Origin of the sequence: Frankia sp. AiPa1, from assembly GCF_023243075.1 — a bacterium.
GTDB lineage: Bacteria > Actinomycetota > Actinomycetes > Frankiales > Frankiaceae > Frankia.
Genome location: NZ_JALKFZ020000175.1, coordinates 63174 through 85393 on the forward strand (window position 1 = coordinate 63174; position 22220 = coordinate 85393).

The window sequence follows — 22220 nt, forward strand, 5'->3', positions numbered from 1 at the left end:
TCAGACGCTGCCCAGGATGCGCGTGACCCGGATCTCCAGCACGACCCGCAGCGGATTCACCCGCGGTTCGCGGTAACGCTGCGCATAACGGCGTACGGCGTCGGCGACGCTGCCCGGGTCGTCCCGGACGACGGCCAGACCCTCCAGCGTCGACCACCGGCCGCCATCGACCTGGCAGAGGGCCACGGCGGTTCCGGCGGCGGGCCCGCCCGCGACGATCCGTGCCTTCCGGGACCGACCCGAAGTGATCACTCGCGCCGTCCCGGTGGCAACGTCCAGGGTGGCTCCGACCGCGACCACATGCACTCCACCGCCCGGGCGCACGGTCGTCAGGCTGCACAGGTGCCGCTCCCGCCAGAACGCGGCGAACGACTCGCCCCGGTCCGCCAGCGCGCGTGCCATCTCCGGCCCGGCCGTCACCGCAGACCGCCGGGGGCAGGCAGGCCGAGGCGGCGGTCGGCGAGCACCGGGAACTCCGCCCGCACCGCGGCCGGGGCGTCCCGGTCCACCACGGCCGTCACCTCACCGGGGCGGGCGTCACCCTCGGCCAGCACCCGTCCCCACGGGTCGACGACGACGCTTGCCCCGGCCAGGAGCCGGCCGGCGTGCCGGCCCGCCAGGTTGCAGGCGACGAGATACGCCTGGTTCTCGATCGCGCGCGCCCGGGTGAGCACCCGCCAGTGCTCGACGCGGGCCGCGGGCCAGGCGGACACCACGACGACAAGTTCCGCACCATCCTGTGCCAGCAGCCGGAACAGTTCGGGGAAGCGCAGGTCGTAACAGGTGGCCAGGCCGATGCGGCCGAGCGCGGTCGGCACGGCGCGCACGGTCGTGCCCGGCGTCAGCAGCCGGGACTCCGCACCGTCGTGGCCGAACAGGTGGATCTTACGGTGGGCGTGCAGGATCTCCCCGTCGGGGCCGATGAGCACCGCGGTGTTGTGCAGGGCCCCGTCGTCGGCCCGTTCGATCAGGCTGCCCGCGGCCAGGTGTAGACGGCGCTCGCGGGCGACCTCGCGCAGGGCGCTCAGCGTCGGCCCGGTGAGCGGCTCGGCCTGCGCGGCGTAGTCATCGAAATGGAAGAAGCCGGTAACCCAGAGCTCGGGCAGCACCACAAGGTCGGCCTCGACCCGGCGCAGCGCGGCCAGGACCCGGCGCATCCGGTCCGGCGCGCTCTCGTCGTCCGGGCACTCGAGCTGCAGGCACACGATTCGCGCCGTCCGCCGACCTCCTTGACCAGCCTGGTCGGGCTGGCCAAGGAGGTCGGCCGGGTCAGCCGTTCCCGTGCGGTCAGCCGACACCGAGCATGGCCTTCCACTGCTGGGCGCTGGACGGCCGGAACACGTGGTTCATCCGCTTCACCACGGAAAGGTCCTCGGAGGATTTCGGCGAATACTGGTGACCGGGGAACAGCGTGGTGGTGTCGGGCAGGGCGGCAAGCCGCCGCAGACTGTCGTACATCAGCCCCGCGTCGCCGCCGGGCAGATCCATCCGGCCGCAGCCCTCGAGGAACAGGGTGTCGCCGGCAACGAGCCGGTCGTCGACCAGGAAACACTGGCTGCCCGGGGTGTGCCCGGGGGTGTGCAGCAGGGTGATCGGGATCTGTCCGACCATGAGCACGTCGGAGTCATCGTGCTCGACCAGCTCGGACGCGGAGACCTCGGTGGCGCGCCGGATCCACTCGGCCTCGGCCCGGTTGACGTGGATCGGCACGTTCTCCCGGGCCAGCAGCGCGCGGATACCCTCGATCTCCAGGCCGAAGGCGGAACCGCCGACGTGGTCGGCGTGATAGTGCGTGGCGAGCGCTCCGGTCAGCCGCATCCCGTCCGCGGCCAGTAGATCAAGCAGATCGCTCACCCGGTACGCCGGGTCGACGATCACGGCCTCCCCGGTCTCCCGGTCACCCACCAGGTAGACGAAGTTGACCATCTGGGTACCAACCGGATCACCCACGGCGAAATCCCGGCCGGACAGCAGCTGGCGAAAATACAGACGCTCGGTCATTCGGTCAGCCTACGAAGGCAGGGACCCCGGGGGCACGCGGCCACGTCGGCGGCCCACTTCCGTCACCGGATCGGACTCCTCACGCTGGCGGAGACGAGCCAGCGGGGACGAGCCGGTGGGCGGCGAAGAAATCGAGGATCGCGGCGGTGGCGTCAAAGGTCTTTCCCGCCGCCGACGTCGTCGGGTCCCGGCGAGCCTCGGGGCTGGCCGGCCAGAGATGGGTACCGCCGACCACCGTGTCGAGCACGACCTCGCCGCCGCCGACGCAGCCGCCATAGCGCAGCGTAACCACGCCGGGCACGGGTGTCGACGAGACGGGCAGCGGGTCGCAGCCGTACCGGTTGGCGTATCCGCGGATGACGACCTGCGCCGCCGGCACCGGCGCGGGCGCGCCCACCACCCGACCACCGGCGTAGGGCACCGAGGGATCCGCGGTGCCGTGCACCGCCATCGTCGCCGGGGTCCGACCGTCAGGGCAGGTCACCGCGGAGGTCGACGACACCATCGCCACGGCGGCGAACCGCCCCGAACGGCAGACCAGAGCCGCGGCGAACTCGGCGCCGTTGGAATGCCCGGTGGCGTAGATCCGCGTGGCATCCAGACAGTATCGGCCAGCGAGGTCGGTCAGCAGCGCATCGACGAAGCCGAAGTCGTCGGCCGCCGCCGGGTCGCCCGGGGTGTTCCAGCGCGAGGGGGTCCCCAGGGCATCCGGTGTGACCACCATATATCCCCGACCGGAGCCCGTGGCAGCCATTCTCGATCGTTGGTCCTCGAGGATTCCGTTGGCCTTGAAGCCGTGGAAGTCGAACACCACGGGAGAAGGCCGGTGGGCTCCGTAGGAATCCGGTATCGAAAGATGGTATTTGCGCGTGGATCCTCGATAGACAAAGATATGCTGCCCGCCGACCGGCACACCGTCGAAGGCCACCGAACAGGCTGTGCCATCAGTGGGACCGGAGCGTGCCGAGCTGGCCACAGGCGAGACATCGCGATCCCGGGATGCCCGTGCGGTACCCGGAAGACCATGCGACACGAAAACGGCCACCAGCACGAGAACAACCGCGCCGGCCACCATGGCCACAGCCCGGCCGGCGATGCCCCGCCGCGCAGCGAGAACACCCCGTAGATGACGCACGAGTTGATGATAGAAGCTGGCGCGGCGTAAAAACGGGCCGCCGATGGACGCGTGGACGACACCGGCCGGTTTCGAGTCCGTTGTGCCCTACCAGAGCGACCCGTGAAGGCGACGGGCGACCTTACCGCAACTCGTGGGTGGCGGCCGACGGTCGAAACGGCGCGCGGCGGGACGACATGCGACGGCCTCGGAGGAGACTCGCCGCCGACGCCCCCGCGAGGCTCGACCACAGGGCCGGAGGACGCGACGTTCATGGCCCGGACGACGCCCGCTTCACGGTGATGCTCCGGACATGTCGGAGTTCTTCGGTGGCGGACACCCGCGAAGCCCGGCGCGGCGTCCTAGACTTTCCCTGCGGAGGTACCCGGACTGTCCGGCCCCCATCCGATCTCCCGCCAGCTCACGGATGTCCCCCGAACCGGGCACCCGGCCGGGACGCCGACGGGTCGAGATGCCGACCACGTCACGCCGACCCGTCATGCTGGCGAGCCCGCCGACCAGCCACGCCGCCGACCAGCCCGCCGTGCCACGCCGTCGAGCCCGCCGACACGTCGATGACCAGCCCGCGGGCCCGCAGTCCGCATCCCGCGCGCAAGCGTCCGAACCGCGCTCGCGCCCGATCCATCGAGGGGCACCATGACGACCGCACCGGCCACGACCACGCCTGGCGCACCGCAGGCCACGACCTCGACGGATGCCACGACCTCAACGGATGCTGTGACACCGGCCGGCTCTCGGACCCGCGGCCGTCCGGCCATCCTCACCGTCGACGACGACGCGAGCGTCTCCCGGGCCGTCGCCCGCGACCTGCGCCGCCAGTACGGCGAGCGGTACCGGATCGTGCGCGCCGAGTCGGGTGAGCAGGCACTGGACGCGCTGCGGGAGATGAAGTTGCGCGGCGATCGGGTCGCGGTCATGCTCGCCGACTTTCGGATGCCCGGGATGAACGGCCTGGAGTTCCTCGAGCAGGGGATGGATCTCTACCCGACGGCGCGGCGTGTGCTGCTCACCGCCTACGCGGACACGAACGCGGCGATCGACGCCATCAACATCGTCGACCTCGACCACTACCTGCTCAAGCCGTGGGACCCGCCCCAGGAGAAGCTCTATCCGGTCGTCGACGCCCTGCTGGAGTCCTGGGCGGCCGCCGACCACACCCCGGTGGCCGAGACCCGGGTGGTCGGGCATCGCTGGTCGGCGAGGTCGTACGAGGTGCGCGACTTCCTGGCCCGCAACCAGGTGCCGTATAGCTGGTACCTGTCCGAGGAACCGGAGGCCGCCCGGCTGCTGGCCGCGGCGCAGGCGTCGCCGGACACGTTGCCCGTCGTCATCACCCCGGATGGAACGGCGCTGACCGACCCGTCCGACAGTGAGCTCGCGGGCCGCGTGGGGCTGACCACCACGCCGGCCGAGGACTTCTACGACGTCGTGGTGATCGGCGGCGGCCCCGCCGGGCTCGGCTCGGCGGTGTACGCCGCCTCCGAGGGCCTGCGCACCGTCCTCGTCGAGCGGATGGCCACCGGCGGGCAGGCCGGGCAGAGCTCGCGGATCGAGAACTACCTGGGTTTTCCCGACGGTGTGTCCGGCGCCCAGCTCACCGACCGGGCCCGCCGCCAGGCGATCAAGTTCGGCGCGGAGGTGCTCACCACCCGCGATGCCGTCGCCCTGGACGTCGAGGGGCCGGCGCGCACGGTCCGCTTCGACGACGGCCAGGAGATCTCCGCGCACGCCGTCGTCCTCGCCACCGGCGTCTCCTACCGGCAGCTGTCCGCGCCCGGGCTCGCCGAGTTCACCGGCCGGGGGGTCTTCTACGGCTCGGCGCTGACCGAGGCGCCCGCCTGCGCCGGGCAGGAGGTCTACATCATCGGCGGGGCGAACTCCGCCGGGCAGGCCGCGATGCACTTCGCCCGGCATGCCCGCCGGGTCACCCTGCTGGTGCGCGGGTCGTCGCTGGAGGCGTCGATGTCGCACTATCTCATCCAGCAGATCGCCGCCGTCGACGCGATCACCGTGCGTACCTGCGCCGAGGTCGTCGGGGCCGAGGGGGACGGCCACCTGGAACGGCTCCTGGTCCGGGACAACACCACCGGGCAGACCGAGCCGGTCGACACGCAGTGGCTGTTCGTGTTCATCGGAGCCGCGCCCCGCACGGACTGGCTCGACAGAGTGCTCGCCCGCGACGCGAACGGCTTCCTGCTCACCGGCCCCGACCTGATGGTCGACGGTCAGCGCCCGGCCGGCTGGCCGCTGCCGCGCGATCCGTACCACCTGGAGACGTCGGCGCCGGGCGTGTTCGTCGCCGGCGATGCCCGGGCGGAGTCGGTGAAACGGGTCGCCTCGGCCGTCGGCGAGGGGGCGATGGCCATCGCCCTGGTGCACCGCTACCTGGCAAAGCACTGATCCGCGGTACCCACGGCTGCACCACGATGTCCGCTGAACCAGCAGGCCACTGCATCACCGGAGACGGGAGGACGGTCATGGCAGGGACTCCCTGCGACGCCGACGAGCTGCGCACCCTGTTCCTGTTCGAGAAGCTCGACGACGGCCAGCTGGCCTGGCTGTGCGAGCACGGCCGGGTCGAGCGGCTCGAACCGGGCCCGATCTACGCGGAGGGCGAGCCCGCGACCTGTTTCTACGTGCTCATCGAGGGCGCGGTGGTGCTGTCCTCCCGGGTCAGCGGGGACGAGGTGGAGGTGGTGCGCACCGATCAGCCCGGGGTGTACGCCGGCGCCTGGCACGCCTACCTCGGCGATCGGATGCCGCAGCAGTACCAGAACTCGATGCGGGCGACCGCACCGAGCCGTCTGTTCCTCCTCGACGCCGCCGATGTGGCCGAGATGATGCGCGAGTGGTTCCCGATGGCCCTGCACCTGCTCGAGGGCCTGTTCTTCGGGATGCAGAACGCCCGGCAGATCGTCGGGCAGCGGGAACGGCTGCTGGCGCTCGGCTCCCTGTCGGCGGGCCTGACTCACGAGCTGAACAATCCGGCGGCCGCGGCGGTGCGGGCGACCTCGGCCCTGCGGGAGCGGGTCGCGGGCATGCGGCACAAGCTCGGGAAGATCGCGGCGGGGCCATGGGATCGCCCGGAGCTCGAATCGCTCATCCGCCTGCAGGAGGAGGCCGTGGAGCGGGTCGCCAAGGCCCCGGCACTGACCCCGATGGAGGCCGCCGACCGGGAGGACACCCTCGGGGACTGGTTGGACGAGCACGGCGTCGATGACGCCTGGGACATCGCGCCGGTCTTCGTGCAGGCCGGGCTGGACACCGGTTGGCTCGACCATCTGGTCGCCACGGTGCCGGCGCACGCGGTCGCCGGCGCGGTGCGCTGGCTGACGTACACCGTCGAGAGCGAGATGCTCATGCGGGAGATCGAGGACTCGACCACCCGGATCTCGTCCCTGATCACCGCGGCCAAGCAGTACTCGCAGATGGACCGGGCGCCGTTCCAGACCGTCGACATCCACGAGCTGCTCGACAGCACACTGATCATGCTCAGCCGCAAGATCGGTCCGGACGTGGAGATCCACCGCGACTACGACCGCTCCCTGCCGCCGGTGCCCGCCTACGCCGCCGAGCTCAACCAGGTCTGGACCAACCTCCTCGACAACGCGGCGGCGGCGATGGACCACCGCGGCGTGCTCACCGTGCGCACCTTCGCCGACCACGACTGCCTCGCCGTCGAGATCGGTGACACCGGCCCCGGCATCGATCCGTCGATCCAGGGGAGGATCTTCGAGCCGTTCTTCACCACCAAGCCGGTCGGCGAGGGCACCGGGCTCGGGCTGGACATCTCGTGGCGGATCGTGGTGAACAAGCATCACGGGAACATCACCGTCGAGTCCGTTCCCGGCGACACCCGGTTTCAGGTCCACCTGCCGTTCGCCGTCGGACCTCCGGCGCCGGACGGTACACCTGCCGACGGCTGACGGGCCGACGGTTGCGCTCAGGCCACCGGGCTCAGTCCTCCGTCCAGGTTGATCGCCGTGCCGGTGAGGTAGGCGGCGCGATCGGAGATCAGGAAAGCGACCAGGTCGGCGAAATCCTCGGCGCGCCCGACCCGGCCGAGCGGGATGCCCGAGTTGCGGCCCATCCGCTCGTACAACTCCTCCACCTCGACATTCTCCCGGGCGGCCGTCCGCTCCCACTGCCCGCTGCGCACCAGTCCGACCAGCACGGCGTTGACCCGCACGCCGACCGGCCCGAGCTCCTTCGACAGCGCCTTGGTCAGTGCGAGTCCCGCCGCCCGGCTCACCGATGACGGCGTGGAGCCGGCGCCGGGGGCCCGCGCTCCGATCGCCAGCGAGTTCACGATCGCTCCGCCACCGGCACGGCGCAGGTGCGGCAGCACCAGCCGGACGGCCCGCACCGCCGTATGGAGCTTGAGGTCGAGGTCCGCCTGCCAGATCTCATCGGTGTGCGTCTCGAACGGCCCGGCGCTGCTCGCTCCGGCGTTGTTGACCAACGCGTGCACCGCCCCCCACCGCTCGACCGCGGCCTCGACGAACCGGGCGAGCGCCGCGGGGTCGCGCACGTCGGCCACCACCGGCAACGTCTCCCCCGGGCCGGCTGCGGCCTGCTCGGCGACGGCGTGCAGCCGCGAGATGTCCCGCCCGCACAACGCCACCCGGGCGCCCTCGGCGGCCAGGGTGCGCACGAGTGCCGCGCCCAGACCGTCCGAACCACCGGTCACCAGCACCACGCGCCCCACCAGCTGTAGGTCCATTCCGCTCCCACCGTCCTGGCCGTCCTGGCCGTCCTGGCGCCGGCCGTCCCCGTATCGGCCGTCCCCGGTACCGACCGGCCTCGTACCGACCGGCCCCGCGCCGGTACCGTTCCGCCGCGCAACCACCACATCACAGCTTCCCGTGGCCCGTCGGGCCGCATGCAATGTCGGCCTCACGGGTACCGGGCCGGGCTCGTGCACGTCAGCGGTGGCCTGATCGACGCGATGCGCCCACGCCGCCGCCCGCCGAAGCATCCCGACGGAACACCGGTGTCCGCCCTGTTCGCGGACCTGCCCGATGCCATGAACCTGCTGCGCACGGCGCTGGCCGGTGAGCCGATGCACGACGTGGTCGAGGCGGCGGACGGATTCGTCGACCTGTACGCGATGCCGATCCGCGGATCGGACGCCACGGCGAGCGCCGTTGCGGACGGACCCCGCGCCGACGCGACCCGAGAAGCCGGAGAGTAGTCAATTCTTAACAAAAACGGCATTTGGCCAGAAGTTGTCAAATAGAAAACACCTAGCCGCTCCGACCGCATGCGCTACGTGGCTGGAATGTAGTCGACGCCGCAGCCGGTGGCACGCACTCCACCCCTGGCAGTAGAAACAGGTGATGCGTGCTTCCGCGCCTGCGGTTGCCCGTGCAACCAGGAAGGTTGGAGAACGTGAGTCTTGTCACCAAGCCGGGTGGTCGGTATCGCTCGACCGTGGATGCAACCGAGATCATCGTCGTGAAGGCCGCGACAAGCCCGATCGACCTGCGCTGCGGTGGCCACCCGGTGGTGGCGGTCGGCGACGAGGTGCCCGCCGGACTTGCCCTGGACCCGTCGTTCGCCGACGGCACCCCGCTGGGAAAGCGGTTCGCCGACACCGACTCCGGCCTGGAACTGTTGTGCACGAAGGCCGGTGAGGGTTCGCTGTCGATCGGGGCGACCCCGCTGCCCCTCAAGGACGCCAAGCCGCTGCCCTCCTCCGACTGAACGCCACGCCGTCGGCACCGCGCTCGCCGTCCCCTACCTGGCCCAGCCCTCGAACTGGCCCAGCCCTCCACAACTGGCCCTGCCCTCCAACTGACGGAGTCATCGCATGCACCTCGGGATGCTGCTCGAAATGGCCGCCGACGGGATGGCGGACCGGGTCGCCCTCGGTCCAAAGGCGTCCGGCATCACCTTCGCGGAGCTTGCCAACCGGGCACGCCGCCTGGGGGCTGCGCTCGCGACCTCGCCGGGAGAGCGGGTCGGGCTGATCGACCTGAACTCACCCGCCGTACCCCTGACGCTGCTCGGCTCGGCACTCGCCGGCAAGCCGTTCGTGCCGATCAACTACCGGCTCGCGGATCCCCAACTGCGCGCCATCGTCACCCGCACCGCCCCGGCCACGATCATCGTCGGTGAGGGGGTGGCGGAGCGGGTCGGCCCGGTCGAGGGCATCACCTACCTGCACCGGGCGGACGCCCTCGCCCTCGCCGCGGATCCCGAGGCCAAACAGGCCGACGGCTGGGGCGGTGACGCCGACGACATCGCCGTGCTGCTGTTCACCAGCGGCACGACCGGCGAGCCCAAGGCCGCCGTCCTGCGGCACAGCAACCTGACCGAGTACATCATCACCACGGTCGAGTTCGCCGGCTCCGGCGAGGACGAGGCCGCGATCGTCAGCGTCCCGCCGTACCACATCGCCGGCATCTCAGCGGTGCTCTCGTCGACCTACTCGGGGCGCCGGGTCGTGCAGCTCGAGGCGTTCGAGCCGCAGGCGTGGGTCGACATCGTCCGGGCCGAGTCGATCACGCATGCGATGGTCGTGCCCACGATGCTCGGACGCATCCTCGACATCGTTGAGGCCGACGGGCTGGGCCTGCCGTCGATGCGATCGCTGTCCTACGGCGGCGGGCCGATGCCGCTGCCCGTCATCGAGCGCGCCGTGAGCCTGCTGCCCGACGTCGGCTTCGTCAATGCCTACGGCCTGACCGAGACCTCCAGCACCATCGCGGTCCTCGGTCCGGACGACCACGCCGCGGCGTTCGCCAGCGACGACCCGCAGGTGCGGGCCCGGCTGGCCTCCGTCGGCCGGCCGCTGCCCGCGCTGGAGGTGTCGATCCGCGACGCGGCCGGCGAACAGCTGCCCGTCGGCGAGCGCGGCGAGATCTACGTGCGCGGCGGGCAGGTCTCCGGCGAGTACCTCGGCCGCGGCACGAGCCTCGACAGCGACGGCTGGTTCCCCACCCGGGACGAGGGCCATCTGGACGACGGCGGCTACCTGTTCGTCCATGGCCGGCTCGACGACGTGATCGTGCGCGGCGGGGAGAACCTCTCCCCCGGGGAGATCGAGGCCGTGCTGCTCGAGCATCCGGCCGTGCTCGAGGCCGCCGTAGTCGGCATCCCGAGCAAGGAGTGGGGCGAGGGAGTCGCTGCCGCCGTCGTCGTCTCCGGCGCGGTGACCGAGGACGAGCTGAAGGCGCATGTGCGTTCCCGGCTGCGTTCGAGCCGCACGCCCGACCGCATCCAGTTTCGCGAGGAGCTGCCGTTCAACGAGAGCGGCAAGCTGCTGCGCCGCGTGCTGCGCACCGAGCTCGCGGACACGTTCGCCTGAGCGGCGTGGGCCCGAGATCCTGATCGGTCCGGGCTCCGGATCCCGGGCTCACGCTCATTCTCACCGAGCCGCGGTCAGGTTCGGCTGCGGCGCAGCGATCAGACGCCAAGCCCGGCGAGCACGATCTCGGTGGCGCGACGCAGTGTGTCCGGCGGTGTCGGTGCGGTGGCGGATGCCTGGGCGAGCCCGCGGATGAGCAGATACACCTCATCGACGGTCACATCTGGGCGGACCACCCCTGCCGCCACGGCCCGGTCGAGCAGCTCCGCCACCGTCGCCCGCAGCCGGCCCGCCGCCGCACCGACCTCCGGCGCGACCAGGCCGGCCGGCATCTTCGCCGCGAGGGTCAGCTTGGTCGCTCCCGTCTCGATCATCGTGCGGAGCAGCTCCCGCAGCGCCACATCCGGCTCCGCACGGCCCGCAAGCCGCACCGCCTGCTCGTTGAGGCGCTCGAAGTGACAGACCAGAGCCGCCTCGATCAGCGCGTCCTTCGTCGAGAAGTGCCGGAAGACGGTGGCGATCCCGACGCCGGCCCGCCGGGCGACCTCCTCGGTCGAACCGGTCGCCCCCTGCTCCCCGAACACCTCCTGCGCCGCAGCCAGGATGCGCTCCCGGTTGGCGACCGCGTTCCTGCGCACCGGCCCGCGCACCTCCCCTCCGCCGATCGATCCCGTCAGTGGTGGTCGGCCCCATCCGCTGCGGCACCCACCCTTGCTAACGAAGTCGTGACTTCGCTACGGTAACGAAGTCACGACTTCGCTTAGGAGGTTCCAATGCTACCGAAGCCGCCACCACCCGGGCCCGCACCCACCGCGAACGATCCGGCTGCGAACGATCCGGCTGATGTCGTCCGCGCGGTGGTCGCCGGGGTGACCCGGCTCATCGTCGGCGATCTCACCCCCGAGGAGCGGGAACACACCCTCGACGAGCTCGCCGACCTGTACTCCGAGCAGACCGCGGTACGGCACCCACTCGCACCGCTTGGCGACCATCCGATGCACACCCGCGCCGAGCTCCGCGCCCATTTCGCCGGGGGCCCCGGCCGCACATCCGGTGTCCACACGTTCGCGCCCGTCGGGATGGTCGTGCACCAGACGACCGACCCCGAAGTCGTCATCGCGGAGTTCGCCTACGCCATCACCACCGACCGCGGCGCGTTCACCGTCCCGTGCATCTTCGTCGTGCGCGTTCGCGCCGGCCGCATCATCGAGTCCCGCGACTACGCAGACTCCCTCGCCTTCGCCCGCGCTTTCGGCCAGCTTCCAAGCCTCGCCCAGGCCCTCGCCGCCGAGGACGCCCAGGCTATGGGATTCACTGCCGCAGAACCGGCATAGCCGAGACAGGACTCCGGCTCCGAGAATTGGTCACGCAGACATCCAGACGCAGTCGGCGAGCAGAATCCGCGAAGCCTGGAGCACCGATCCGGGCCAGGGAAACCCACCGAGAAGCCGGGCACACCAACGACCGCGCCTCTCAGCATCCAGGAACGCCCCCACCCCCAACCAGAGAAAGCGAAAACCCCGCCCCCCACCCCACCACCCTGCCCTAATACCACCCGGGCACACGTGGGGGGTTCGGGGGGGGCTCGGCCCCCCCGGCCAGCATGACGAAACGAAAAAGGCCCCCTCCCCAAAGGGGAGAAGGCAATAGGAATCCAGAGTGAGTTACGTGGAGCTGAGGGGATTCGAACCCCTGACCCTCACACTGCCAGTGTGATGCGCTACCAGACTGCGCCACAGCCCCAACTGCCATTCATTTATATCAGACCGGGAAGACCATGTGTGTTGGCCCCCAGTCCACCCTGCCTCGGCGACTCGGCCGGACCGATCACGCGGCCCGCTGAGCTACCTCGGCAAGTGTACAGGCTCCGTGTCGGACCCGACGGGTGCCCCCTGGCTGGGCAGGAGGGGCTCGGACAGGCCTGATCCGGCGAGGCCGACCTTACCGGCCAGCAGCGGGCCGGCGTTGTGCTCGGTGAGCCGGTAGCCGCCCTCAGCGAGGCGCAGCAGGGACCAGCGACAGTTCGACAGCGGGCCGAAGTGCCACCAGAGCTCCGAGGGGAAGCCGAGGACGTGGCCGATCAGTGAACGGGCGGTCCCACCGTGGAGCACGAAGACCACGAGCCCGTCAGGCCGGCCGGCCAGGCCTTCGGCCCGGATCTCGTCGAGCAGCTCACCGGCTCGCTCGGCGACCTCGCGGTAGGTCTCGCCGCCGCCTCGACGCACGTCCTGTCCGGCGCGCCAGGCCTGGTCCTCCTCGGGAAAGCGGACGGCCGCCTCCGCGCCGGTGAGACCGGACCAGCCACCGAGGTCGATCTCACGCAGCCGGGCATCGGTGCGGAACGGCAGGTCGAGCCCGGCGGCGGTGGCCCGACAGCGCCGCAGGTCCGAGGAGACGACAAGGTCGGGGTTCATCGCCCGGATGAGCGGTGCGACGGCGGCGACCTGGGCCTCGCCGGTGGAGTCCAGCGGCGGGTCGGCGTGGCCCTGGAAGCGGCCGGCGTCGTTCCAGGTGGTGCGGCCATGCCGCCACAGCAGCAGCTTCACAGAGCGCCCGCCGGCCCGCCCGCAGCCGCCTCGCCAGCCTCCGAGGCCACCGCCGACGAGGACGACGCCACAGACCCGACCGACGCGGCTACACCGACACCGGCGCCGGCGCCGACCGTCGCATCGATGAACGGGATGGTCGGGCAGTCCTTCCACAGCCGTTCGAGGCTGTAGAACACTCGCTCCTCATCTCGCTGCACGTGCACGACGACGTCGACGAAGTCGAGCAAAACCCAGCGGCCCTCCCGCTCACCCTCGCGGCGCACGGGCTTGGCGCCATGCTGGCGCAGCCTTTCCTCGATCTCGTCGACGATGCCCTTGACCTGCCGCTCGTTGCCCGCGGAGGCGAGGACGAAGCAGTCGGTGATGGCGAGGCGCTCACTCACGTCGAGGACGAGCAGGTCATGGCCGAGCTTGTCGGCGGCGGCCTGCGCGGCGGCGAGGGCGAGCTCGACGGCTCGGGAGGAAGCGGTCACGCTCGAGGTCTCCAGGGTGGTCACGGCCGTGACGCGGCCGGACATCTCCGCCGCACGGCACCGCCCACGGTCGGGCGGCTACGTCCAGCCTGACACATTCCTGCCCGGACAGGGCACTCAACAGGTCTCGGATTCCCCAGAATCCGTATCGGCCCCACGGTAGAGGCCGCGCTTGGCGATGTAGCGCACAACGCCGTCCGGCGTCAGGTACCAGATGGGAGCGCCCCGCCCGACCCGCGCCCGGATGTCGGACGACGAGATCGCCAGCGCGGGCACCTCCAGCAGGCTCACCCGCTCGGGCGGCAGTGTGGCGTCCAGCGCGAGGTGGTAGCCCGGCCGACTGACGCCGACGAACTGGGCGAGGTCGAACAGCTCGTGGTGGTCTCGCCAGCTGAGGATCTGGGCGAGGGCATCGGCACCGGTGATGAAGAACAGCTCGTCGCCCGGCCGGGTTCGACGCAGGTCGCGCAGCGTGTCGATGGTGTAGGTGGCACCGTCCCGGTCGATCTCGATCCGGCTGACAGTGAACTGCGGGTTCTCCGCCGTGGCGAGGAAGGTCATCAGATAACGGTCCTCGGCTGCGGACACCGCACGGTGGACCTTCTGCCAGGGCCGGCCGACCGGAACGAAGGCCACCTCGTCCAGATCGAACAGCGCGGCGGCCTCGCTCGCGGCGACAAGGTGACCGTTATGGACGGGATCGAAGGTTCCGCCCATCACGCCCAGTCGCACGTGGGGACCCTAACGCCCCAGGTGCCGCACGCGCCCGCGGTGCCCCTCCGGACTAGAGATGTCCCACACCACCCCCCGCCCCGGGCGCCGTGCGGGTAGGGTTCGCGGCGCGGCTCTGGCTCGCCGGGATGGGACGCCCCGAGGCGCAGCGCCGGTTGTCCACAGGACTCGGCTTCACCGTCAGGTCATCCACAGGGAGCCGGGCGGTCCGCCTCCCGACCGGCGATCCGGCTAGGCTGATGTCATTCCGCCGGCCAGCCCGCCCCCTTGCGAGGAGCCGCCGCTCATGCCGACCAGCCCGCGCGCGGGCCAGCCCGCCGCCGCCGAGGACCTCGTCGACGTCGACGCCCTGCTCGTCGCCTACCACGAGCGTCATCCCGACCTGGGGGACCCGGCACAGCGGGTGGCGTTCGGCACGTCCGGGCATCGTGGGTCGGCGCTGCGTGGCTCGTTCAACGTCGACCACATTCTTGCAACGACCCAGGCGATCTGTGACTACCGCGCGTCCGCTGGGGTCGACGGGCCGCTGTTCGTCGGGATCGACACGCATGCGCTGTCCGCTCCAGCGCTCGCCACCGCGCTGCAGGTGCTCGTCGCCCAGGGTGTGGAGGTGCGCATCGCGCCGGACGGCGAGGCCACACCGACCCCGGTCATCTCGCATGCGATCCTGCGCCACAACCGCGAACACGGCGGTGTCGGTGTAGCCGGCGGCCGCATGGCGGGCGGGGCGAGGCGGGGTCTTGCCGACGGGATTGTGATCACACCGTCGCACAACCCGCCGGCCGACGGCGGGTTCAAGTACAACCCCGCTCATGGCGGCCCGGCCGACACCGCGGTCACGAAGGTCATCCAGGACCGGGCGAACGCGCTGCTGGACGCCGGTCTCGCCGGGGTCATCCAGGTTCCCTACCCGCGGGCCCGGGCCGCGGCCACGGTGCACGACTACATCGGCGCCTACGTCGAGGACCTGGCCGACGTCATCGACCTCGAGGCGATCCGCGGCGCCGGCGTGCGCATCGGGGTCGATCCACTCGGCGGGGCGAGCCTCGTCTACTGGCAGGCGATCGCCGAACGCTACAAGCTCGACCTGGATGTGGTGAACACCACGGTCGATCCGACCTTCGGCTTCATGACGACCGACTGGGATGGCAAGATCCGGATGGATCCGTCCTCCCCCTACGCGATGGCCTCACTGCTGCGTCTCGCCGGCTCGTTCGATGTCGCACTCGCGAACGACGCTGACGCCGACCGGCACGGCGTCGTCACCCCGGGCGCGGGTCTGCTGAATCCGAACCACTTCCTGTCCGTCGCGATCGACTACCTGTTCGGCCATCGCGCTGACTGGCCAGCGGGGACCGCGATCGGCAAGACGCTCGTGAGCTCCAGCATGATCGACCGGGTGGGCGCAGGCCTTGGGCGCGGCGTCGTCGAGGTGCCGGTTGGGTTCAAGTGGTTCGTCGACGGGCTCCTCGGCGGCGCTCTGGGCTTCGGCGGAGAGGAGAGCGCCGGCGCGTCGTTCCTGCGCCGCGGCGGCGGGGTGTGGACCACCGACAAGGACGGGCTCATCGCCTGCCTGTTGGCAGCCGAGATCACCGCCGTCACCGGGCGGGACCCCGGCCGTGCCTACGAGGAGCTGACCGCACGCTACGGGGCGCCCGCCTACCGGCGGGTGGACGCCCCCGCCACCCCGGCGCAGAAGAAGATCCTTGCCGCGCTCACCCCGGAAAGCCTCGGCGCGACGCGGCTCGCCGGGGCGCCGGTGACCGCCGCGCTGTCGCACGCGCCCGGCAACGGCGCGGCGATCGGCGGAGTGAAGGTCCTCACCGCCGACGCCTGGTTCGCCGCCCGCCCATCCGGTACCGAGGACGTCTACAAGATCTACGCCGAGAGCTTCCGCGGCCCTGAGCACCTCGACACCGTCCTCGCCGAGGCCCAGACGATCGTGGATGCAGCCCTGTCGGTTACCCGCTGATCTCCGGTCGCTGCCCTGAGGTCGCGTCGAGGTCGGGCGGTCAGGAGGGCAGGATGCGCTCGATGAACTCCTCGAGCTGCGCGACGTTGCGGCACTCGACCATCTCGTCGACGACGTCGGCGTAGACGTCGGTCGCGGAGTCGCCCGAACCCCAGTAGCCGCGCGGCTCGGGGTTGAGCCAGTAGGCGTGCCGGGCCTGCCCGCACAGCCGGCGAAACAGCTGCGCCGACGTCGGCCGGTAGTTGTTGCGGGCGTCACCGAGAATAAGCAACGAGGTGCGCGGGCCAACGGACTCGCCGTACCGCTCGGCGAACACGTCAATGGCATGGCCGTAGTCGCTGTGCCCGTCGTACCAGACGAGCTCGGCCTCGCTGGAGATGCGGGCCATCATGTCGCCGAGGTCAAGTCCGCGCAGGAAGCGAGTGACCTCGTCGGTGGTGTCGATGAACGCGAACGCACGGACCTTGGAGAACTGCTCGCGCAGGGCATGGGTAAGCAGCAACGTGAAATGCGCGAACGACGCCACCGACCCGGATACGTCACAGAGCACGACGAGCTCGGGCTTGTGCGGCTTGCGGGGCCGGAACTTGGTGTCGACCGGCACGCCGCCGGTGGCCAGGGAGGCACGGACCGTGCGGCGAAAGTCAAGCCGGCCGGTGCGGCCGAGGTGGCGCCGTGCGGTGAGCTGGGTGGCCAGGCGCCGGGCCAGCGGATACACCTGCCGGCGCAGTTCGATCAGGTCACGCTGGGAGGCACGCAGGAACTCGACCTGGTCGTCGAGTGGCCCGACCGCACTGCGCTCCACCGCCTCGATGCCACGTTCCTCCGCCATCCGACGGCGCACCTCGGCGGCGACCATCTCCTCGAACGCACGGATCCGGTCACTGATCGTCTGCCGGGCGACCCGCTCGGCGAGGCCGCCACGCTCCGCCTCGCCCAGGCGATCGTTCAGCAGCTGGGCGATCAGGGTCTCGGCGGACATCGCGCGCAGGGCCCGGTACAGGTACCAGGAACGGCCGGTGCTGCCACCGACGCCCGCGCCGCCGCCGAAGGACGTCACCGCTCGGCGGGCGAGGTCGCGCAGTGCCTCGTCGTTGCCGTCGCGCAACGCGTCGAGCAGCTGGTCGCGCAGCGCACGGCGCAGCTCCTCGAGTTCCTCGGGACTGAGGTCCTCGGGCGCGGGCGCCTTGTCGACAGGCTCGCCGTCTCCGGACCCGGACGCCGCATGCGGTTCCGGAGACGGGTCGAGCGATACGCCGTCGCCGATGCGGGGCGGGAAATACAGGTCGAAGAGGGTGTCGAAAGCTGACCGATAGAGCGGCCGTTTGATCAGCGTCGCCGCGAACGCGGCACGCACGGCATCCCGATCGGCCCAGCCCATGGCGCCGACGGCGGTGGCCGCGTCCACTGTCTCGGCGCTGCTCACCGGTATCCCGGCGCGACGCAGCGCAGCGACGAAATCGACGGTGCGGTCCAGCAGGTTCATGCCGGCGCTCCCCTGAGTCGTCCGTCGGTGTTGGCCTGGTCGGCTGGTCGGCTGGTCGGAGACCAGGAAACGGTCAGTTCGCGGTGAGCTTCAGGTGGCCGATGGCACGTGCCTGGTCGCTGGCGTGTTTGAGCACGACGCCGAGCGTGGAGGCAACCGCCTTCTCGTCGAAGGTGTCGAAGCCAAGGGCAAGCACGGTCTGCGCCCAGTCGATCGTCTCGGCGATCGACGGCGCCTTCTTGAGCTCCATCGCCCGCAGCGCCCGCACGATTCGCACGAGCGACTCGGCCAGCTTCTCCGACAGGTCGGGGACCCGGGAGAGCACGATCTCCTTCTCCCGCTCGGCCGACGGATAGTCGAGGTTGAGATACAGGCAGCGTCGCTTGAGCGCCTCGGACAGCTCCCGGGTGGCGTTCGACGTGAGAACGACAAACGGTCGACGGGACGCGGTGATCGTGCCAAGTTCGGGGATCGTCACCTGGAAGTCGGAGAGCACTTCGAGCAGCAGGCCCTCCACCTCGACGTCGGCCTTGTCGGTCTCGTCGATGAGCAGCACCGTCGGCGACTCGCGGCGGATCGCGGTCAGCAGCGGCCGGGAGAGCAGGAACTCCTCGCTGAAGATGTCATCGTGGGCCTGCTGCCAGCCCCCCTCGTCACCCGAGCCGGAACCCGCCTGGATACGCAGGAGCTGCTTCTTGTAGTTCCACTCGTAGAGCGCACGGGCCTCGTCCAGACCCTCGTAGCACTGCAGACGGATCAGCTCGGCACCGACGCAGGTGGCGAGGGCCTTGGCAAGCTCGGTCTTGCCCACGCCTGCCGGCCCCTCGACCAAAAGCGGCTTGCGCAGCCGGTCGGCGAGGAAAACGGTGGTCGCGATCGCCTCGTCCGCGAGGTAGCCGGTCGTGCCAAGGCGTTCCCGCACGTCCGCCACATCAGCGAAGGCGTGTTCCTGTAGCGACATGGCCACCTTCCGTCCCCGACTCAAGCACCGCACCATCCATAGTGCCAGGCACACGTGTCACACGTGTACTTCACGGTCTGTTTATGGACCGATGCACCCAGGTTGGACGAGCACGGACGAGGCCGGCAGCGACCGGACGAATCGTCGCCCGGATCACCGGCCCACCACCGGATCCCCTGGCCACCGCCGGATCGCGGGCCGCCGCCGGATCAGTCGATCCGCTCGTAGGCCGGCAGCGTGAGGAACTCGGCGAACTGCTCGCCGAGCGCCGTCTCCTCGAACACCGCGGCCGCGTCCTTCCATCGCCCGCCGTCGAACGCCGCCTCACCCACGGTGGCGCGCAGCTCGTCGAGCACCTCGGTGAGCATCGCGCGCACCAGTTCGGCGGTGACCGGCCGGCCATCGTCGTCGAGCGTGACGCCGGCCGCGATCCACTGGAAGATCTGGCTGCGGGAGATCTCCGCGGTCGCCGCGTCCTCCATCAGGTTGTCGATGCCGACCGCGCCGGTCCCGCGCAGCCAGCTCTCGAGGTAACGCACGCCGACGCTGATGTTGCCGCGCAGGCCGGCGGCGGTGATCGCGCCGGGAGTGTCCCGCACCGCGAGCAGGTCGGCGGCACTCACCTGGACGTCGTCGCGTTGCCGGCCGAGCTGGTTCGGCGCCGAGCCCAGCACGCCGTCGAACACCTCCGTGCACACCGGAACGAGATCGGGATGCGCCACCCAGCTGCCGTCGAACCCGTCGCCGGACTCACGCTCCTTGTCGGCGCGAACCTTCGCCAGCGCCGCCGCGTTGACCTGCGGGTCGCGCCGGGACGGGATGAACGCTGCCATCCCGCCGATCGCGTGCGCGCCGTGCCGGTGGCACGTCGAGACCAGCAGCTCGGTATAGGCGCGCAGGAAGGGCACGGTCATCGTCACGCTGTTGCGGTCAGGCAGCAGGAACTCGGCTGGCCGGGACGCGAACGTCTTGATGGTGGAGAACATGTAGTCCCAGCGTCCGGCGTTGAGCCCGGCGGAGTGCTCGCGCAGTTCATAGAGGATCTCGGCCATCTCGAACGCGGCGGGCAGGGTCTCGATGAGCACTGTCGCCCGGATCGTGCCCACCGGCAGGCCGAGTTCGGCCTGCGCGGCGGTGAAGACGTCGTTCCACAGCCGTGCCTCGAGATGGCTCTCCATCTTGGGCAGGTAGAAGTACGGTCCGCGCCCGATCGCCCGAAGCGCGCGGGCGTTGCGGAACAGGTAGAGCCCGGCGTCGAACAGCGCACCCACGATCGGTGTGCCGTCGACGAGAAGATGCCGCTCGGGCAGATGCCATCCGCGGGGGCGCACGACGAGAGTCGCGATGGTCTCGTTCAACGTGTAGCGGCGGCCGTCCGGGTTGGCGTGGACGAGCGTGCCGGCGATGGCCTCGCTCAGGTTGTGCTGCCCGACGACCATGTTCGACCAGGTCGGGACGTTGGCATCCTCGAAGTCCGCCATGAACACCTTCGCACCGCTGTTCAGGGCGTTGATGAGCATCTTCGCGTCGGTGGGACCTGTGATCTCGGCGCGCCGGTCGACGAGGCCGGGCGCCGGGGGCGCGACCTGCCAGTCGCCGGCGCGGATGTCGGCAGTCTCGGGAAGGAAGTCCACGCTCGCGCCGGCGGCGATCGCGGCGCGGCGCGTGGCCCGAGCCGCGAGCAGCTCGTTGCGACGGGCGGCGAACGTGCGGTGCAGACCCGCGACAAACGCGATCGCCTCGTCCGAAAGCACCGCATCGACCTGCGCCGACGTCAGACCCGCAACGTCGCGTACCACCGAGACACCCTGTGTGCTCACACCGACCAGATCGCCCATGCCCGTCCCTCACCTTCTGCGCGGCACGCCCATCCTGCGCGGCTCACCGTCGCTGTCCGTCGCCTCTGCCAGTGTCGGACCTGGGCCCGTCGGCCGCACATCAGTCACGCTTCGGCGGGCCGCGTCGTGAGCGGGTTCACGGCGCAGGTGCCAGTATGAACGCTGGTTACGTGACGCCGCGGACGTCATCCCCGCGGGGCGACGGTGCCCCGCGGCGGTCCAGAGGCGTCGGTCTGGGGACACCGCTCAGGAGACGAGATGTCCGTCCCCGATACCGACCCAGGTGGTCGACGTCAGCTCCGTCAGCCCCATCGGGCCGCGGGCGTGCAACTTCTGGGTGGAGATTCCGATCTCGGCGCCCATCCCGAACCGCTCGCCGTCGGTGAACCGGGTCGAGGCGTTGACCAGCACGGCCGCGCTGTCACAGGTGGCGATGAACCGGCGGGAGGCGCCCAACGAGCGGGTGACGATCGCCTCGGTGTGCCCGGTGCCCCACCGGCGGATGTGCGCCACGGCGTCGTCCAGCGAGTCGACGACCCGCACCGCGAGATCCAGCGAGAGGTACTCCGCCGCCCAGTCCTCGTCGGTCGCCGGCACGGCCCGCACCCCCTCGATGCTCCGGGCCGCGGTGCACACGCTCTCGTCGCCGTGCACGGTGACCCCGGCCTCGGCGAGCGCCGCGAGCACGGACGGCAGGAAGGGGTCCGCGACACCGCGGTGGATCAGCAGCGTCTCGGCGGAGTTGCAGACCGAGACCCGATGGGTCTTCGAGTTGAGGGCGATCGCGAGCGCCTGGTCGAGGTCGGCGTCGGCGTCCACGTACACGTGGCAGTTGCCGGTACCGGTCTCGATGACGGGCACCGTCGACTCCTCGACGACCGCGCGGATAAGGCCGGCGCCGCCACGCGGGATGAGCACGTCGACCAGCCCGCGCAGCCGCATCAGGTGCTTGACCGACTCGTGGTCGACCCCGGGGACAAGCTGGACCGCGTCGGCTGGCAGGCCCGCGGCCTCGGCGGCGTCACACAGGACGCCGACCAGCGCGGTGTTCGAGCGCACGGCCGACGCGCTGCCCCGCAGCAGTGCCGCGTTGCCGCTTTTCAGGCACAGCCCGGCGGCGTCGACGGTGACGTTCGGCCGGGCCTCGTAGATGATCCCGACGACGCCCAGCGGGACGCGGACCTGACGCAGCTCCAGGCCGTTCGGCAGCACCCGCCCACGGACGACCTCACCGACCGGATCGTCGAGGCCGGCGACCTGGCGCAGGCCATCAGCCATGGCCGCGAGCCGGGCCGGGGTGAGGGTCAGCCGGTCGACCATGGCCTCGGGCGTACCCGCGGCCCGCGCGGCCTCGACATCCTGTCCGTTCGCGTCGATCAGTTCGGCCGACCGGGCGGCCAGCGCCTCGGCCATGGCGAGCAGTGCCCGGTCCTTGGCCTCCCGGCTCACCGTGGCCAGCGCCGCCGCCGCGATCCTGGCCCGCTCGGCCGTTTCGCGGACAGCTTCCGCTGAGGTATTCATCTGTTGAGATCCTCCAGTGCTGCGGGTGCCGCCGCGCACCACGCGCCCTTCGAGGCTACCGGCCAACCGGCATCCCTCGCCGGCTTCACGCCAGCCTGTGGACAGCCACCCGTGCAGACGTGTCCTGTGGACAGCGATCGCCGCGGAGCTGGCGACCGGCGAACAGCGGTCACGGCCGGTCGTCACCGGCGTTACGGCGCAGCACGTCCGATCTGCGGTTCGGGACGCCGCGCGCACCAG

21 protein-coding genes and 1 tRNA gene are annotated in these 22220 nt (G+C 70.9%); 7 read left to right on the forward strand and 15 right to left on the reverse strand.

Annotated features, from left to right (window positions below):
* The 5 genes from MXD95_RS21450 to MXD95_RS28655 all read right to left on the reverse strand — a co-directional run bounded on the left by MXD95_RS21450 (nt 1) and on the right by MXD95_RS28655 (nt 3731).
* Nucleotides 1-402, reverse strand: coding sequence for a pyridoxamine 5'-phosphate oxidase family protein (locus MXD95_RS21450; protein ID WP_250642479.1), 402 nt, complete (start codon nt 400-402; stop codon nt 1-3).
* Between the two features lie 14 nt (nt 403-416).
* Complete coding sequence (locus tag MXD95_RS21455) at nt 417-1205, reverse strand: carbon-nitrogen family hydrolase (RefSeq protein WP_250642480.1); 789 nt, start codon at nt 1203-1205, stop codon at nt 417-419.
* An 82-nt stretch (nt 1206-1287) separates the two neighbouring features.
* A complete protein-coding gene (locus MXD95_RS21460) occupies nt 1288-2001 on the reverse strand; it encodes an MBL fold metallo-hydrolase (protein WP_250642481.1) in 714 nt (237 codons plus the stop codon).
* Nucleotides 2002-2080: 79 nt separating this feature from the next.
* Nucleotides 2081-2755, reverse strand: coding sequence for a CE1 family esterase (locus MXD95_RS21465; RefSeq protein WP_250642482.1), 675 nt, complete (start codon nt 2753-2755; stop codon nt 2081-2083).
* A gap of 844 nt (nt 2756-3599) precedes the next feature.
* Nucleotides 3600-3731 carry a hypothetical protein gene (locus MXD95_RS28655; RefSeq protein ID WP_285223706.1) on the reverse strand — a complete coding sequence of 44 codons (132 nt, stop codon included), beginning with the start codon at nt 3729-3731 and terminating at the stop codon, nt 3600-3602.
* 41 nt (nt 3732-3772) lie between these two features.
* On the opposite strand from MXD95_RS28655, the gene MXD95_RS21470 reads away from it, so the two are divergent.
* Together MXD95_RS21470 and MXD95_RS21475 are read left to right on the forward strand one after the other, a co-directional pair.
* Nucleotides 3773-5536, forward strand: a complete 1764-nt coding sequence (locus MXD95_RS21470; RefSeq protein WP_250642483.1) for an NAD(P)/FAD-dependent oxidoreductase — start codon at nt 3773-3775, stop codon at nt 5534-5536.
* Between the two features lie 77 nt (nt 5537-5613).
* Nucleotides 5614-7062, forward strand: coding sequence for an ATP-binding protein (locus MXD95_RS21475; protein WP_250642484.1), 1449 nt, complete (start codon nt 5614-5616; stop codon nt 7060-7062).
* Between the two features lie 17 nt (nt 7063-7079).
* Here MXD95_RS21475 and MXD95_RS21480 read toward each other — a convergent pair whose 3' ends face one another.
* Nucleotides 7080-7859, reverse strand: a complete 780-nt coding sequence (locus tag MXD95_RS21480; RefSeq protein ID WP_250642485.1) for an SDR family oxidoreductase — start codon at nt 7857-7859, stop codon at nt 7080-7082.
* A 270-nt stretch (nt 7860-8129) separates the two neighbouring features.
* On the opposite strand from MXD95_RS21480, the gene MXD95_RS21485 reads away from it, so the two are divergent.
* The 3 genes from MXD95_RS21485 (at nt 8130) to MXD95_RS21495 (ending at nt 10448) form a co-directional block, all read left to right on the forward strand.
* Nucleotides 8130-8330 (forward strand): hypothetical protein, encoded by a 201-nt coding sequence (locus tag MXD95_RS21485; protein WP_250642486.1) that lies wholly within the window; start codon nt 8130-8132, stop codon nt 8328-8330.
* Nucleotides 8331-8527: 197 nt separating this feature from the next.
* Complete coding sequence (locus MXD95_RS21490; protein ID WP_250642487.1) at nt 8528-8842, forward strand: hypothetical protein; 315 nt, start codon at nt 8528-8530, stop codon at nt 8840-8842.
* 106 nt (nt 8843-8948) lie between these two features.
* The gene (locus MXD95_RS21495) at nt 8949-10448 is read left to right on the forward strand and encodes a class I adenylate-forming enzyme family protein (RefSeq protein WP_250642488.1); all 1500 of its coding nucleotides are present in this window, start codon (nt 8949-8951) and stop codon (nt 10446-10448) included.
* 98 nt (nt 10449-10546) lie between these two features.
* Here MXD95_RS21495 and MXD95_RS21500 read toward each other — a convergent pair whose 3' ends face one another.
* On the reverse strand, nt 10547-11086 hold the full coding sequence (locus tag MXD95_RS21500; RefSeq protein WP_250642489.1) for a TetR/AcrR family transcriptional regulator: 540 nt from the start codon (nt 11084-11086) through the stop codon (nt 10547-10549).
* Nucleotides 11087-11221: 135 nt separating this feature from the next.
* Between MXD95_RS21500 and MXD95_RS21505 the strand changes: the two genes are divergently transcribed.
* Nucleotides 11222-11782 carry a nuclear transport factor 2 family protein gene (locus MXD95_RS21505; RefSeq protein ID WP_250642490.1) on the forward strand — a complete coding sequence of 187 codons (561 nt, stop codon included), beginning with the start codon at nt 11222-11224 and terminating at the stop codon, nt 11780-11782.
* A gap of 335 nt (nt 11783-12117) precedes the next feature.
* Here the strand turns inward: MXD95_RS21505 and MXD95_RS21510 are convergent.
* The 4 genes from MXD95_RS21510 to nadD form a co-directional block, all read right to left on the reverse strand.
* Nucleotides 12118-12191, reverse strand: a tRNA-Ala gene (locus MXD95_RS21510).
* Between the two features lie 101 nt (nt 12192-12292).
* A complete protein-coding gene (locus MXD95_RS21515) occupies nt 12293-12994 on the reverse strand; it encodes a histidine phosphatase family protein (protein WP_250642491.1) in 702 nt (233 codons plus the stop codon).
* A complete protein-coding gene (rsfS, locus tag MXD95_RS21520) occupies nt 12991-13470 on the reverse strand; it encodes a ribosome silencing factor (RefSeq protein ID WP_250642492.1) in 480 nt (159 codons plus the stop codon). The genes MXD95_RS21515 and rsfS overlap by 4 nt, the downstream gene beginning before the upstream one ends.
* Nucleotides 13471-13587: 117 nt before the next feature.
* The gene (gene nadD / locus MXD95_RS21525) at nt 13588-14202 is read right to left on the reverse strand and encodes a nicotinate-nucleotide adenylyltransferase (RefSeq protein ID WP_308301546.1); all 615 of its coding nucleotides are present in this window, start codon (nt 14200-14202) and stop codon (nt 13588-13590) included.
* Nucleotides 14203-14488: 286 nt separating this feature from the next.
* On the opposite strand from nadD, the gene pgm reads away from it, so the two are divergent.
* Entirely contained in the window at nt 14489-16174 is a 1686-nt protein-coding gene (pgm, locus tag MXD95_RS21530) for a phosphoglucomutase (alpha-D-glucose-1,6-bisphosphate-dependent) (protein WP_250642493.1), read from the forward strand.
* Nucleotides 16175-16214: 40 nt separating this feature from the next.
* On the opposite strand, the gene MXD95_RS21535 is transcribed toward pgm, so the two are convergent.
* The 4 genes from MXD95_RS21535 to MXD95_RS21550 form a co-directional block, all read right to left on the reverse strand.
* Nucleotides 16215-17660: a vWA domain-containing protein gene (locus MXD95_RS21535; RefSeq protein ID WP_250642494.1), complete on the reverse strand. Its 1446-nt coding sequence runs from the start codon at nt 17658-17660 to the stop codon at nt 16215-16217.
* A 73-nt stretch (nt 17661-17733) separates the two neighbouring features.
* On the reverse strand, nt 17734-18621 hold the full coding sequence (locus MXD95_RS21540; protein ID WP_250642495.1) for an AAA family ATPase: 888 nt from the start codon (nt 18619-18621) through the stop codon (nt 17734-17736).
* Nucleotides 18622-18830: 209 nt separating this feature from the next.
* A complete protein-coding gene (gene aceB / locus MXD95_RS21545; RefSeq protein WP_250642496.1) occupies nt 18831-20459 on the reverse strand; it encodes a malate synthase A in 1629 nt (542 codons plus the stop codon).
* Nucleotides 20460-20705: 246 nt separating this feature from the next.
* Nucleotides 20706-21980 (reverse strand): glutamate-5-semialdehyde dehydrogenase, encoded by a 1275-nt coding sequence (locus MXD95_RS21550; RefSeq protein ID WP_250642497.1) that lies wholly within the window; start codon nt 21978-21980, stop codon nt 20706-20708.
* Nucleotides 21981-22220 lie beyond the last annotated feature (240 nt).

Excerpts from the sequence above, each read along its gene's own strand:
- MXD95_RS21450 (WP_250642479.1), bottom strand. The coding sequence starts at position 402 with ATGGCACGCGCGCTGGCGGACCGGGGCGAGTCGTTCGCCGCGTTCTGG.
- MXD95_RS21460 (WP_250642481.1), bottom strand. The coding sequence starts at position 2,001 with ATGACCGAGCGTCTGTATTTTCGCCAGCTGCTGTCCGGCCGGGATTTC.
- MXD95_RS21465 (WP_250642482.1), bottom strand. The coding sequence starts at position 2,755 with ATGGCTGCCACGGGCTCCGGTCGGGGATATATGGTGGTCACACCGGAT.
- MXD95_RS21470 (WP_250642483.1), top strand. The coding sequence starts at position 3,773 with ATGACGACCGCACCGGCCACGACCACGCCTGGCGCACCGCAGGCCACG.
- MXD95_RS21475 (WP_250642484.1), top strand. The coding sequence starts at position 5,614 with ATGGCAGGGACTCCCTGCGACGCCGACGAGCTGCGCACCCTGTTCCTG.
- MXD95_RS21480 (WP_250642485.1), bottom strand. The coding sequence starts at position 7,859 with ATGGACCTACAGCTGGTGGGGCGCGTGGTGCTGGTGACCGGTGGTTCG.
- MXD95_RS21495 (WP_250642488.1), top strand. The coding sequence starts at position 8,949 with ATGCACCTCGGGATGCTGCTCGAAATGGCCGCCGACGGGATGGCGGAC.
- MXD95_RS21505 (WP_250642490.1), top strand. The coding sequence starts at position 11,222 with ATGCTACCGAAGCCGCCACCACCCGGGCCCGCACCCACCGCGAACGAT.
- pgm (WP_250642493.1), top strand. The coding sequence starts at position 14,489 with ATGCCGACCAGCCCGCGCGCGGGCCAGCCCGCCGCCGCCGAGGACCTC.
- MXD95_RS21535 (WP_250642494.1), bottom strand. The coding sequence starts at position 17,660 with ATGAACCTGCTGGACCGCACCGTCGATTTCGTCGCTGCGCTGCGTCGC.
- MXD95_RS21540 (WP_250642495.1), bottom strand. The coding sequence starts at position 18,621 with ATGTCGCTACAGGAACACGCCTTCGCTGATGTGGCGGACGTGCGGGAA.
- aceB (WP_250642496.1), bottom strand. The coding sequence starts at position 20,459 with ATGGGCGATCTGGTCGGTGTGAGCACACAGGGTGTCTCGGTGGTACGC.
- MXD95_RS21550 (WP_250642497.1), bottom strand. The coding sequence starts at position 21,980 with ATGAATACCTCAGCGGAAGCTGTCCGCGAAACGGCCGAGCGGGCCAGG.